The organism is Clostridium budayi, assembly GCF_055396605.1.
Window position 1 is genome coordinate 842,691 of record NZ_AP042456.1, and the last position, 13,362, is coordinate 856,052.

A 13,362-nucleotide genomic window follows, 5' to 3' on the forward strand; every position below is an offset into this window, starting at 1 on the left:
AGGGGGAATATAAAAAGGGTATGAGAATTACAATTGTTGGTCTTGGGGTTATAGGTGGATCCTTCGGGATGGCGCTTAAAAAGAATGGTTATACTGATGTTTATGGTATAGATAAAGATTTAGAAACAATTAAAAAAGCTAAGGAGATTGGAATTATAAAGGAAGGATATTTAGATGGAAAAGAAATTTTAAAGACATCTGATTTAGTTATAATTTCAATATATCCAAAGCTTATATTAGATTTCATAAAAGAAAATAAAGAATTCTTTAAAAAAGGTTCTGTAATTACAGATGCAACTGGAATTAAGGAAATGTTTATTGAAGACATAGTTACTATTCTTCCTAGTGGTGTTGATTTTATTTTTGGACATCCAATGGCAGGAAGAGAGAAAAAAGGGATAGACTATGCAGATGATAAAGTATTTAATGGGGCAAATTATATAATAACCCCTATAAGTATAAATAAAAAAGAGAATATAGAACTTATTGAAAATTTAGCATTTAAACTTGGGTTTAAAAAAGTTAAAAAAATAAGTTCAAAATATCATGATGAGATGATAGCTTTTACTAGTCAATTGCCACACGTTATTGCAGTATCACTTATTAATAGTGATGAAGAGGGTAGAGACACAGGATCATTTATTGGTGATAGCTATAGGGATTTAACTCGTATAGCCAATATAAATGAAGAACTTTGGAGCGAGCTTTTCCTAGGAAATAAGAAAAATTTATTAAAAGCAATAGGGGACTTTAATGAGGAACTCTTAAAGATTAAGAAAGCTATAGAAAATGAAGATACAAATATATTATGTGGACTTTTTAAGAAAGCTACGCATAGAAGAGAACAGTTATAAAAAGGAATTCTAAAAGGTAAATACCTTTTAGAATTCCTTTTTATAACTTAAGTAAACGTTTCACCAACTTTTACACAAAGAAATATATTAGTGCAAAAGTGTGTAATGAATTTACACAGTCAATTATATAAGTGTGTAAAATTTTGCTGAAAAATATCTCCTAGACAAGCGATTAGTAGGTTAATTTCTAAAAATAAAATTAAAAATAGTTTTGGTATGCAAATTGCTATAGATAATAGTGTAAGAAAAATAAATATTAAATAATAAACCAAAGATGCCATATTATTTATAAATGAAATTATAAATAAGGAATTATATTTAAGATATGGTTTATAAGTAATTTGGCAAATAGATAACATAGGAGGAAAGTCAAATGAAAAAATTTATGGACTGGATGGAAGCACACTTTATACCTGTTGCAGCTAAAATTGGAGCTCAAAGACATTTAGTTGCTATTCGTGATGGATTTGTAACTATTATGCCACTAATTATGGCTGGAGCATTTGCAGTATTAATAAATAACTTAGGTTGGGAACCTTATCAAAACTTTATGAATAGTATTTTACCAGCAAATTGGAAGGATTTTGGAGGAGCAATTTGGAACGTTTCCTTTGGATTTATGTCTATCCTTGTTGTTTGTACTATCTCATTCCATTTAGCAAAGAGTTATGATAAAGATGGAGTAACAGCAGCTGTTGTTTCATTAGCATCATTTATGATGTTATATCCACAAGTAGCTTTAGCTAACGATGCAGGATCTGCTTATTCAACTGATGCTATGGGAGCAAAAGGATTATTCGTAGCAATTATCGTAGCACTTATAGCTACAGAAATCTTTGTTAAACTTATTGGTAATCCTAAATTAGTAGTTAAAATGCCAGATGGAGTGCCACCTGCAGTAGCAAGATCATTTGCAGCATTAATACCTTCAATTTTAGTATTAATAATAGCAGCTGCAGCTAAATTCATATTACAAGCAGTAGGAATTTCAAACGTATTTGACTCAGTTTATAATGCAATACAAAGTCCACTTCAAGGGGTTGTAGGTAGCTTCTGGGGTATGATTGTATTAATCTTAATTCAACAATTACTATGGTTCTTCGGATTACATGGTTCAAATATATTAGCACCAGTAATAAATGCAGTATTACTACCATTACTTGAAATGAATATGCTATCAGCTAAATCAGGACAAGCACCACAATACATTTTTAATAGCCAATTCCTAGATTCATATGTAAATCTAGGTGGTTCAGGTACAACAATTGCTTTAATAATTGCTATATATATAGCAGGTAGAAGAAGTAAACAACAAATGATGATTACTAAATTAAGTACAGCGCCAGGATTATTCAACATAAATGAGCCAATGATCTATGGTATGCCACTTGTATTAAATCCAATTTACTTTGTACCATTTGTATTAGCACCACTTGCATCAGCTTCAATTGCATACTTCTTAACAGCAATAGGATTTGTTCCTAAAGTAGCTTATATGGCAACTTGGACAACTCCACCAATTATAGGAGCTGCAATTTCAACTAACTCAATTATGGGTGCAGTTACTGCATTAATCTGTTTAGTAGTTTCAATATGTATTTACTTACCATTTGTAATAATGGCAACAAAACAAGAATTAGACTCAGAAGGAGTTTAAAAATAAAGGCCTTAGGAATTTATCCTAAGGCTTTTTTTATAATATAAATTTAAAGACATAACTATTTTTTGAATATAAATAATCCATTAAGCTAAAGATAATCGTAAGATATTTAATATTTTATATTAACTTTAAGAAGGGAGTTTTTTATTTTGGAAAATTCAATGTTTTGTTATCAATGTGAGCAAACTTTTGGTGGGAAAGGTTGCACTAAGATGGGGGTATGCGGTAAGACCCCAGAAATCGCAGGACTTCAAGATTTACTTATTTATCAATTAAAAGGAATAAGTATTTATGCAAAGGCTTTATTAGATAGAAAAGAAACAATAGATAAAGAAGTAGTTAAGTTTGTTGAAGATAGTCTTTTTACAACTTTAACAAATGTAAACTTTGATGCGGAGGTACACGTTGAACTCCTTAAAAAATCACAAGAAATAAAGGATAAACTTAGAGAACTTTATGGAGAAGAAATATTAAAAGAACAAGCTACATATAGACTAAAAGATAGAAAAGAAGATATGCTTAAAGATGCAGAAGTTGCAGGTATTATGTATGATGAAGATTTAGATCCAGACATTCGTTCATTAAGACAAACAATAATTTATGGACTTAAAGGGATTAGTGCATATGGACATCAAGCAAGATTTTTAAATTATAATTCTGATGAAGTTGATAATTTTTATTTTCTTGCATTAGAATGTACAACAAATGATGATTTAACAGTTGAAGAAATGATAAGAATGACAATGAGAACTGGTGATATGAGTGTTATGGTTATGAAAGTGTTAGATGAAGCTAACACTAAATCATACAAAGATCCAAAGCCACAAAAAGTAAATGTAAATAGAAGAAAGGGACCATTTATTATCGTATCAGGACATGATTTAAAAGATTTAAAAATGCTTTTAGAACAAACAGAAGGAACAGGGGTTAATGTTTATACTCATGGAGAAATGTTACCAGCACATGGTTATCCAGAACTTAATAAGTATGAACATCTTGTAGGTAACTTTGGAAGCGCATGGCAAAATCAACAAAAAGAATTTGATAACATAAATGGATGCATATTAATGACTACAAATTGCTTAATGAGACCTAGAGAAAGTTATAAAGATAGAATTTATTCAACTAATGTTGTTGGATGGGACGGTGTTAAGCACGTAAATACAAAAGAAGATGGAACTAAAGATTTTAGTGAAATAATAGAGCAGGCAATTGAACTTGGTGGATTTAAAGAAGATGAGGAAAAGAAAGAAATAATAGTTGGATTTGCAAGAAATTCAACACTATCTCACGCTGAAGATATAGTTAACTACGTTAAGAATGGTGATATAAGACATTTCTTCTTAATTGGAGGATGTGATGGTGCAAGACCAGGAAGAAACTATTATACAGAAATTGCAGAAAAAGTTCCAAGTGATTGTATTATATTAACTTTAGCTTGTGGAAAATATAGATTCAACAAACTAAAATTTGGTGATATAAATGGAATTCCAAGATTATTAGATGTAGGTCAATGTAATGATGCTTATTCAGCAGTAAGAATAGCAACTACATTAGCAGATGCTTTTGATACTGATGTAAATGGCTTGCCACTTTCTATAGTATTATCTTGGTATGAACAAAAAGCTGTTGCAGACCTTTTAGCTTTATTATCATTAGGTGTAAAAGGAATATATTTAGGTCCAACACTTCCTGCATTTTTAAGTCCAAATGTACTTCAATACTTAGTTGATACTTTTGATTTAAGACCTATAAGCACACCAGATGATGACTTAAATTCAATGCTTAAGCAAGAAGTTTAGGAGGTATGTTAATATGAACTTTGATTATAAAGATGAGAATAAAGATAATGAAAAAGAAGTAGTTAAAAAACATAATAATAGAGAAAAAGATCTTAAAGAGGATGAAATAGATTGGGAACTTATTAGATAAAATTAAGGGTACTTAAAGTACCCTTAATTTTATCTATTTTTATATTCATCTATTAATTCATAAATAGTTTTAGATGTTGTGTCTTCCATTTTATAACCTAATAAATCAAGAATTTTTTTTAGGCTTTCTTCTGATGAAGTTTCTATTTCAATATATGGGAAAGGACAAAAATCCTTATCATTTATATCTATTTCTACTAAGCCGTCTAATACTTTATAGCTTTCTCTATATTTTTTTATTGATTGATAAACATTAAGTCCTAAAGATTTAAAAATACCTTCAGCCATTTTTTTATTATCAACAATAACCTCATTTTCTTCCATTTCTTTAAATTTACCTTGTGAAAGAAGTCTTTTTGTTGTCATAAATATAATTTCTTTATCATTTAAAAGATCATGAACTGTTCTAATTCTAGCGTATCCTTTATTATTTAAAAGTCTACTATCTTCAAAATCATATAAATCATTTATTTGATTTTCAGATTTAATCTTTTTAGCACCAATTGAATTTAATTTATTTCTTAATTTATCTAAATCAATATCAATTATTCTAGTTTCTAATTCCTTAGCCATACTAATATCCTCCTAAAAATATTTATATAATTAATATTACATCAATTTTTACATATTTTAAACAATAGGAAAGTAAATAGGGACAATCTGATAAACATTCTGTAAACAAGCCGTTAAGAAAAGGTTATAAGTATTAACTTTATGAACAAAAGGTTATAATATTATAATAGGTATTAAATTTTCAAACATAAGAAAATAACAATAGAGGTTGGAGGAATAAATAGTGAATATATTAGCAATTATTTCAGGTCTTATTGGAGGACTAGGACTTTTCCTTTTTGGTATGAAACTAATGGGAGATGGTCTTGAAAATGCTGCTGGAGAAAAATTAAAATCAATAATTGAAAAAGTTACAAGCAATAGAATTATTGGTGTTTTAGTTGGAGCATTTGTCACTGCTGTAATTCAAAGTTCAAGTGCAACTACAGTAATGGTAGTTAGTTTTGTTAATGCAGGGCTTATGAATTTAATTCAAGCGGCAAGTATAATAATGGGAGCAAATATTGGGACAACAATAACAGCTCAAATGGTATCTTTCAACTTAGAAGGAATAGCTCCATTAGTTATTGGTATAGGAGTAATAATAACATTAGTTGCTAAAAATAAAAAAGTAAAAGATATAGCAAGTATATTATTAGGTTTTGGTCTTTTATTTTTAGGTATGGGAATGATGTCAGGGGCAATGAAGCCTGTTGCTGACTCAGATATATTTAAACATTTTGTAATTTTAGTTGGTGACAATATATTCTTAGGAATTTTAGCTGGTCTTTTAATGACAGCTTTAGTACAAAGTTCATCAGCTACAACAGGTATACTTATAGCACTTGCGGCATCTGGTGCAATAAAATTAAATGTTGCTTTACCAATAATATTAGGATGTAATATTGGAACATGTATTACAGCATTAATCTCAGCTGTTGGCGTTAGCAAGACAGCAAAGAAAGCTGCAATAATACACTTATTATTTAACGTTATAGGAACTATTATATTTATACCATTTGTAGGAATATTAGTTAATATAGTTCAATCAATAAGTCCAGATAGTGTAACTAGACAGGTTGCAAATGCACATACTATATTTAATATTACAGTTACATTAATACTTTTACCATTTATCAATTTCTTAGTATTAGTTGCTAATAAGATACTTCCAGGGGATGATAAGGTAGAGAAAAAAGATACTATATATTTAGATGATAAATTATTAGAAAACCCTGTTATAGCATCAGTTCAAGCTGAAAAGGAAACTTTAAGAATGGCTGAAAAAGCAAGAGAAAACTTCATACTTTCAATGGAAGCATTTAGAGATAGTTCTCTAGAACATGCAGAAAAAGTTATGAAAAATGAGGAACTTATAAATACATTAGAAAAAGATCTAGCTGATTATTTAATGAAAATATCTCAATCAGAATTATCTGGAGACGTAAATAACTCAGTGACTGCAAACTTCCACGTTATAAGTGACTTAGAAAGAATAGGAGATCATGCTAAAAATATAGCTGAACTTGCTATAGAAAAAGTAAATGGAAAAGTTCATTATGATGAAGAAGAGAAACAAGATTTAAAAGTAATGTACAATACTACATTAGAAGTAGTTGAAATGGCATTTAATACATATGAAAATAAAGATTTAAATAATATAAACTCATTAGCTAAACTTGAAGATGCGATAGATAATATGGAAAAAGAATTAAGAAACAGCCATATAAAGAGATTATCAAGCAAAAAAGGTTCAGCTCATGGTAGTGTAATATTCTTAGATATTATAAGTAATTTAGAAAGAATAGGAGATCATGCAGTAAATATTGCAGAAGTGATTTCAGCAAGATAATATAATTTAATTTATAGAAAAGGTAGTAATAGATTTTAGTTTATTACTACCTTTTCTTATTATTAAGATAATATCTTTTTATAAAAAAATTATTTTTTGTGTTACAATATAAAATGTTATTAAATTGGTGGAGGTAAATATAATAATGGAATATGTAAATGATATTAATATAAATGAAGCTGTTATACATATATTAGATAGTAATGGGGGAGAGCCAGTACTTAATGAATTTACTTTAGATTTAAATGAAGATATATACAAGTTTGTATTTAAACATATAGAAAAATGCTTTAAAGATGAAGAGTTAAAATATGCAAAGTTTAACCAAGGAAGAAGCATAGTAAAAGAAGTTGTTCAGGACTACTTAAATGGAATAGATAATGATCTTATTAACTTATCAAAAGAACTTGCACTGCAAATGTTTGCCATAATGAATGGTAATGTAAATATTCCATCTTGTGATTTAATTGTGGCATCAATAGTAACAGATCAAGGTCCAATGATTGCAATACTAAAAATGGACTATATTAAAAACTTTACTCATCAAGTAGAATTTGTTGAAAATAAAATAGGAATTGGTATAGTACCACAAGCAGCAGGTCTTCCTGGAAGCTCACAAAAGATTCAAAAAGCTGCATTTATTAAGCCAATAAGAGAAGAAGATAAATATAATCTTATGGTTTTGGATAAGCAAAGAAAGAGTAAAAATGAAGATGAATATGGAGCAAATTACTTTATAAATAATTTCTTAGGATGTACGATTGTTGCAAACGAAAGAGATATTACAAAAAACTTTTTAAAAGCGGCAGAAACATGGACTAGAGAAACTTTTGCAGAGGATGCAGATCAAGCAGAGAAAGTACGTAGTACGGTTAAGGCTAAACTTAAAGAAGAGGATGTTATAAATATTGATGAACTTTCAGAAGAGCTATTTAAGCATGAAGGTAACATTAAAGAAAACTTCTCAACATTTATAAAGAGTCAAGGTGCTGAAGAAGTAGAAGTAGATAAGACCTGGGTTGAGAAAAAACTTAAGAGAGTAAGACTTAAAATTGATAAGGAAATAGATCTTTATATAGATGAAGAAGTATATAATGATGAGAGTAAGTTTGAAATAATAAGAAATGGTGACGGAAGTATTAATATGGTTATTAAGCACGTCAAAAACTATATAGAAAAATAAATTATAAGTGCAAATATAAGTGAAAATATTTTATATTTCACTATATATTTGCACTTTTTAATTTAGCTCATTAGCTTAACTAATACTGCTTTTTGAACATGCAATCTATTTTCAGCTTCATCAAATATAGAAGGTGAGTACCTATCTAAAACTTCACTAGAAATTTCTTCACCTCTATGTGCTGGAAGACAATGAAGGACGATTGCATCATCCTTTGCAATGCTCATTAAATCTAAATCAACTGTATAACCTTTAAATGCTTCTTGTCTTTTTTTAGCTTCTTCTTCTTGCCCCATACTTGCCCAAACATCTGTTATAACTATATCAGCATCAACAGCCGCTTCTTTTGGAGAAGTAGTTAGTTTAAATTTAGTACCATTTTCTTTAGAGAGTTCTTCTGAATATTTAATATATTCATCTAATGGTGAATAGTCTTTAGGACAAGCCATTGTAAAATCCATGCCAACTTTAAGACAGCCAACCATAAGTGAATGAGCCATATTATTTCCATCACCAATATAGCAAACTTTAAGATTATCAAAAGAAGTTTTATATTCTCGTATAGTCATTAAATCTGCAAGAACTTGGCATGGATGTTCTAAATCAGTAAGTCCATTAATTATAGGAATATTAGAATAGTTTGCAAGTGAATTAACTTCATCTTGAGAGTAAGTTCTAATCATAATGCAATCTAAATATCTAGATAGAACCCTTGCTGTATCACAAATAGGTTCTCCACGACCTATTTGAAGATCATTTGAGCTTAAAAATAATGGATGTCCTCCAAGATCATTCATACCAACTTCAAAGGAAACTCTTGTACGTGTAGAAGATTTTTCAAAAATCATTCCTAGAGTTTTGCCTTTAAGTAATGGGTGTGGAATACTATGATTTTTTTCATATTTTAATTGATCAGCAAGATTAAGAAGTTCAAGTATATCATTTTTAGTAAGTGATTTCATTGTTAATAAATCTTTTTTCAAAAATAGCCCCCCTTAAATATTAACCTATTATATCTAGTAAAATGTTAGCCCCAATTTCTATTTCTTCAAAACTTATAGTAAGTGGCGGAAGAAGACGGATAGTATTTTCACCAGCTGTTAATACTAAAAGTCCTTTATCTAATGCTTTCTTTTGAATATCAGATGCTTTAAACTTAGTTTCTATTCCAATCATAAGTCCAAGCCCTCTAATATCTAGTATATTTTTAGAAGTTTTTAAAATAGAAAATAATTTTTCACCCTTTTTAGTAACTTCATTTAAAAAGTTATCATTTAATATTTTGTCTACAACAGTAATTGCAGCAGAAGTGCAAAGTGGATTACCACCAAAGGTTGAACCATGATCTCCAGGGGAAAATACATCCTTTAATTTTTCATTGCACATAAAAGCTCCTATAGGAACCCCAGATCCAAGTCCTTTTGCAACTGTAATTATATCCGGAATAACATCAAAATGATTAAATCCAAATACTTTACCTGTTCGACCGATTCCACATTGAACTTCATCAAATATTATTAAAATATCTTTTTCCCTGCAAAGCTTAAAGATTTCTTTAACAAAGTCATAAGATATTGGATTAACGCCACCTTCTCCTTGAATTGCTTCAAGCATTATGGCGCATACATCAGGTGTTAAAGACTCCTTTAGCATTTTTATATCATTAGCTTTTGTATATTTGAATCCTTCAGGAAAAGGAGAGAAGTACTTATGAAATTTTTCTTGTCCTGTTGCTTTTAATGTACATAAAGTCCTTCCATGAAAAGATTTTTCAAGAGTTAGTATAGTGCTTCTCTTTTCAGTTTTATATTTATCATAACTATATTTTCTAGCAAGTTTTATTGCACCTTCATTAGCTTCAGCTCCAGAGTTTGAGAAAAATATTTTACTCATTTTACTTATAGAGCATAACTTATTTGATAATACTGTATTTTTATCATTAAGGAAGATGTTAGATGTGTGTAATAAATTTTTTGCTTGATTTACTATAGTATCAGTAAGATCTTTATCACAATATCCTAATGAATTAACTCCAATTCCACTTGTAAAGTCTAAGTATTTATTATTTAAAGTATCATAAAGATAAGTTCCATAGCCTTTTGTGAAAACAACTTGAAAAGGAGAATAAGTATTCATAAGAGAATTTTTTAGGTAGTTCATAAATATCATATCCCTTCTTAATAAATCATTGTACCAATTCCATCATCTGAGAAAAGTTCGAGTAAAAGCGAATTTTTAACTCTTCCGTCTATAATATGAGCTTTACTAACGCCCATTCTAATTGCTTCAACGCAACAATCAATTTTAGGTATCATACCAGATTTTATAACTCCATCTTGAGTAAGCTTTGGTATTTCATGAAGTCTAAGTTTAGATATTAATGTGTTAGAGTTTTTTATATCAAGCATAACGCCTTCAATATCTGTTAATAAGATTAATTTTTCAGCTTTTAAAGATGCGGCAATTTTGGATGCACAAGTATCTGCATTTATGTTATAAACATTATTACCATCAGGGGAAAGGGCTATGCTTCCAACGATAGGAATATAGTCAGATTTTAGTGCCATTTCTAATACCTCAGTATTGATATTTGTAATTTCTCCGACATATCCCAAATCTTCAGATGAAACATATTTTTTAGCTTCAATTAAAGCACCATCCATTCCACATAAGCCGATAGCTTTTCCACCAAACTTCTGAAATAAGCTAACTAAGTCCTTGTTTACTTTTCCACCTAAAGTCATTTGAACTAAATCTATAACTTCATCGCTTGTATATCTTAAGCCATTAATAAATTTACTTTCTATATTGAGTTTCTTTAAAAATTTAGAAATGTGAGGTCCACCGCCATGTACTACGACAGGATTTATACCAACACATTTTAATAAAATAATATCATTAACTACAGAAGCTCTAAGAGTATCTGAAATCATTGCGTTACCACCATATTTTATTACTATTGTTTTACCAGAGTATTTTTGGATGTAGGGAAGTGCATTAGCTAAAATATCCCCAGTAAATGAACTGTTTGTAGACATAAAATCATAACCTCCCATTAACTTCTATACTCTGCATTTATTTTTACATAGTCATAACTTAAATCACATCCAAAGGAAGTTACTTCATATTCCCCAAGTTTTAGATCAACTATGATAGTTATTTCAGAATCTTTTAATATGTCAGTTGCAATATCCTCATCAAAGGGAAGTGCAAAACCATTTTCACAAACTTTAATTGTTGAGTGAGATTTAAAATATACATCAACTAAATTAGGATTAAATTGAGCCTCACTATAGCCAAGTGCACAAAGAATTCTACCAAAGTTTGCATCCTCTCCAAACATTGCAGTTTTTACAAGAGATGATTTAATAACGCTTTTTGAAAGAAGTTCTGCTGATTCAATAGATGGAGCATTTATAACATTACAAGAAATAAGTTTTGTTGCACCTTCACCATCTTTAGCTATTCTTTTAGCTTGTTTAATATTTAAGGCATTTAAAGCATCTAAAAATTTATAATAATTTTCATCCTTAGAAGATATAATCTCATTTTTAGCTAATCCATTTGCAATAATTAAAACCATGTCATTTGTACTAGTATCTCCATCTACAGATACCCTGTTATAACTTATATTTACACTTTCTTTAAGTGCTTCATCTAAAAGGTTTGGAGTAATTAAAAGGTCAGTTGTTATAAAAGATAGCATTGTCCCCATATTAGGTTCAATCATTCCAGATCCTTTGCAAATAGAGCCAATAGTAATTTTTTTATCGTTAATAAAAAATTCTACTGCACATTCTTTCTTAAAAGTGTCTGTTGTTAAAATAGCAGATGCTGCATTAGAAGAATTTTGACTTAAAGTAGATGTTAGGGTGTTTATACCATTTTCTATTAAATCTATATTAAGTGGAACGCCTATTACTCCAGTTGAAGCAACTAGAACATTATTTTTATCTATATTAAGAGAATCAGAAGTTAAACATGCCATTTTTTCTGCATTCTTTAATCCTTCTTCTCCATTTAATGTATTAGCATTACCACTATTTATTATTATTGCTTGAGCTTTATTATCTTTAAGATGTTCTTTAGTTACATAAATAGGAGCTCCCTTTATTTCGTTTTTTGTATATACACCGCAGGCTGTTCCTATTTCTTTTGAATATATAAGTGCTAAATCTTTTTTATTTTTTTTAAGTCCAACATGTATTCCTGAGGAGAAAAAACCTTCAGGAGAAGTTACACTACCGTTTTCAATAAAATTCATTTTAAAAGCCCCCTTAAGTATAACTTTAGAATGGAGTAGGGATGAGATTAAGTCCACATTTCTCATCAAATCCTAAAGCTATATTCATATTTTGAATTGCTTGTCCGCTTGCTCCCTTAAGCATATTATCTATTGTACTTATAATAATAAGTTCATCTTTTCTATGATTTAAATGAAGAGATATATTGCAATTATTTGATAAAGTTACATCTTTAATTTTTGCAATTTCGTTAAGTGGAAGTATATTTACGAAAGGTTCATTTCTATAGAATTTATCATAAGTTTCGTGTATTTTATCTAAAGATAAATTTTTATCTTTAAGTGTACAGTAGATTGTTGATAATATACCGCGATTTATTGGAAGTAAATGAGGAGTAAAAATTATATTTACATCATCTACAGAAATTTTTGTTAGAGTTTCTTCTATTTCAGGTATATGTCTGTGACATCCGATTTTATAAGGATTAAAATTTTCATTAACATTAGTGTAATGAGAAGATTCAGAAAGTCCTCTTCCAGAGCCTGTAACTCCAGATTTTGAATCACATATTATTTTCTTTGTTTCTATCATATTATTTTTTAGTAGTGGTAATAGTGCAAGTTCTATAGAAGTTGGATAACATCCAGGATTACCTATTATTTTAGAGTTTTTTATCTTCTCTCTATTTAATTCTGGAAGTCCATATACACTATATTTATGAAGTGACTTTTCAGAAAACTTTTTTCCGTACCATTTTTCATAAGAGTCTTCGCTATCTAGTCTAAAATCTGCTCCAAGATCTATTGAGAGTTTACCACTATTAAATGATTTATAAATAATTTCTTCGCTATATCCATGTGGAAGAGCAGTAAATATAACATCACATTCTTTAATAACATCATCAATATCCTCGCATATTAAGTCTGTTACATTAAAAAAGTTTTTATATACATTACTAAGTTTTTCGCCCTTATAGCTTTTTGAACTTATTTTATAAAGCTTAACTTTAGGGTGGGAGAGTAGAAGCCTAGTAAGTTCAGCTCCTACATATCCAGTAGCCCCAATTATACCAACTTTAATCATAAA

11 protein-coding genes are annotated in these 13,362 nt (G+C 29.1%); 5 read left to right on the forward strand and 6 right to left on the reverse strand.

Translation table 11 applies throughout. From position 1 onward, the window contains the following. Positions 1 to 20: 20 nt before the first annotated feature. The 3 genes from ACZ5TJ_RS03870 (at position 21) to hcp (ending at position 4,316) form a co-directional block, all read left to right on the forward strand. Positions 21 to 854, forward strand: coding sequence for a prephenate dehydrogenase (locus tag ACZ5TJ_RS03870; RefSeq protein ID WP_464201440.1), 834 nt, complete (start codon positions 21 to 23; stop codon positions 852 to 854). Positions 855 to 1,227: 373 nt separating this feature from the next. Continuing rightward, positions 1,228 to 2,511, forward strand: a complete 1,284-nt coding sequence (locus tag ACZ5TJ_RS03875; protein ID WP_464201441.1) for a PTS sugar transporter subunit IIC — start codon at positions 1,228 to 1,230, stop codon at positions 2,509 to 2,511. Between the two features lie 164 nt (positions 2,512 to 2,675). Next, a complete protein-coding gene (gene hcp, locus ACZ5TJ_RS03880) occupies positions 2,676 to 4,316 on the forward strand; it encodes a hydroxylamine reductase (protein ID WP_464202271.1) in 1,641 nt (546 codons plus the stop codon). Positions 4,317 to 4,475: 159 nt separating this feature from the next. Here hcp and ACZ5TJ_RS03885 read toward each other — a convergent pair whose 3' ends face one another. Further along, the gene (locus ACZ5TJ_RS03885) at positions 4,476 to 5,018 is read right to left on the reverse strand and encodes a class IV adenylate cyclase (protein ID WP_464201443.1); all 543 of its coding nucleotides are present in this window, start codon (positions 5,016 to 5,018) and stop codon (positions 4,476 to 4,478) included. Positions 5,019 to 5,241: 223 nt separating this feature from the next. On the opposite strand from ACZ5TJ_RS03885, the gene ACZ5TJ_RS03890 reads away from it, so the two are divergent. Together ACZ5TJ_RS03890 and ACZ5TJ_RS03895 are read left to right on the forward strand one after the other, a co-directional pair. After that, a complete protein-coding gene (locus tag ACZ5TJ_RS03890) occupies positions 5,242 to 6,849 on the forward strand; it encodes a Na/Pi cotransporter family protein (RefSeq protein ID WP_464201445.1) in 1,608 nt (535 codons plus the stop codon). 145 nt (positions 6,850 to 6,994) lie between these two features. Further along, a complete protein-coding gene (locus ACZ5TJ_RS03895; protein ID WP_464201446.1) occupies positions 6,995 to 8,032 on the forward strand; it encodes a nucleoid-associated protein in 1,038 nt (345 codons plus the stop codon). A 62-nt stretch (positions 8,033 to 8,094) separates the two neighbouring features. On the opposite strand, the gene argF is transcribed toward ACZ5TJ_RS03895, so the two are convergent. From argF to argC, 5 genes are read right to left on the reverse strand one after another with little or no spacing between them, the layout of a single operon-like run. Beyond that, entirely contained in the window at positions 8,095 to 9,015 is a 921-nt protein-coding gene (gene argF / locus ACZ5TJ_RS03900) for an ornithine carbamoyltransferase (RefSeq protein ID WP_464201448.1), read from the reverse strand. A 19-nt stretch (positions 9,016 to 9,034) separates the two neighbouring features. Beyond that, positions 9,035 to 10,201 (reverse strand): acetylornithine/succinylornithine family transaminase, encoded by a 1,167-nt coding sequence (locus ACZ5TJ_RS03905; protein ID WP_464201450.1) that lies wholly within the window; start codon positions 10,199 to 10,201, stop codon positions 9,035 to 9,037. An 8-nt stretch (positions 10,202 to 10,209) separates the two neighbouring features. Next, positions 10,210 to 11,070 (reverse strand): acetylglutamate kinase, encoded by an 861-nt coding sequence (argB, locus tag ACZ5TJ_RS03910; RefSeq protein ID WP_224167755.1) that lies wholly within the window; start codon positions 11,068 to 11,070, stop codon positions 10,210 to 10,212. Positions 11,071 to 11,087: 17 nt separating this feature from the next. Next, a complete protein-coding gene (gene argJ / locus ACZ5TJ_RS03915; RefSeq protein ID WP_464201454.1) occupies positions 11,088 to 12,296 on the reverse strand; it encodes a bifunctional glutamate N-acetyltransferase/amino-acid acetyltransferase ArgJ in 1,209 nt (402 codons plus the stop codon). Positions 12,297 to 12,321: 25 nt separating this feature from the next. Continuing rightward, complete coding sequence (gene argC, locus ACZ5TJ_RS03920; RefSeq protein WP_464201456.1) at positions 12,322 to 13,359, reverse strand: N-acetyl-gamma-glutamyl-phosphate reductase; 1,038 nt, start codon at positions 13,357 to 13,359, stop codon at positions 12,322 to 12,324. Between the last annotated feature and the right edge of the window lie 3 nt (positions 13,360 to 13,362).

Excerpts from the sequence above, each read along its gene's own strand:
- argB (WP_224167755.1), bottom strand. The coding sequence starts at position 11,070 with ATGTCTACAAACAGTTCATTTACTGGGGATATTTTAGCTAATGCACTT.
- hcp (WP_464202271.1), top strand. The coding sequence starts at position 2,676 with ATGTTTTGTTATCAATGTGAGCAAACTTTTGGTGGGAAAGGTTGCACT.
- argJ (WP_464201454.1), bottom strand. The coding sequence starts at position 12,296 with ATGAATTTTATTGAAAACGGTAGTGTAACTTCTCCTGAAGGTTTTTTC.
- ACZ5TJ_RS03870 (WP_464201440.1), top strand. The coding sequence starts at position 21 with ATGAGAATTACAATTGTTGGTCTTGGGGTTATAGGTGGATCCTTCGGG.
- ACZ5TJ_RS03895 (WP_464201446.1), top strand. The coding sequence starts at position 6,995 with ATGGAATATGTAAATGATATTAATATAAATGAAGCTGTTATACATATA.
- ACZ5TJ_RS03875 (WP_464201441.1), top strand. The coding sequence starts at position 1,228 with ATGAAAAAATTTATGGACTGGATGGAAGCACACTTTATACCTGTTGCA.
- ACZ5TJ_RS03905 (WP_464201450.1), bottom strand. The coding sequence starts at position 10,201 with ATGATATTTATGAACTACCTAAAAAATTCTCTTATGAATACTTATTCT.
- argC (WP_464201456.1), bottom strand. The coding sequence starts at position 13,359 with ATGATTAAAGTTGGTATAATTGGGGCTACTGGATATGTAGGAGCTGAA.
- ACZ5TJ_RS03885 (WP_464201443.1), bottom strand. The coding sequence starts at position 5,018 with ATGGCTAAGGAATTAGAAACTAGAATAATTGATATTGATTTAGATAAA.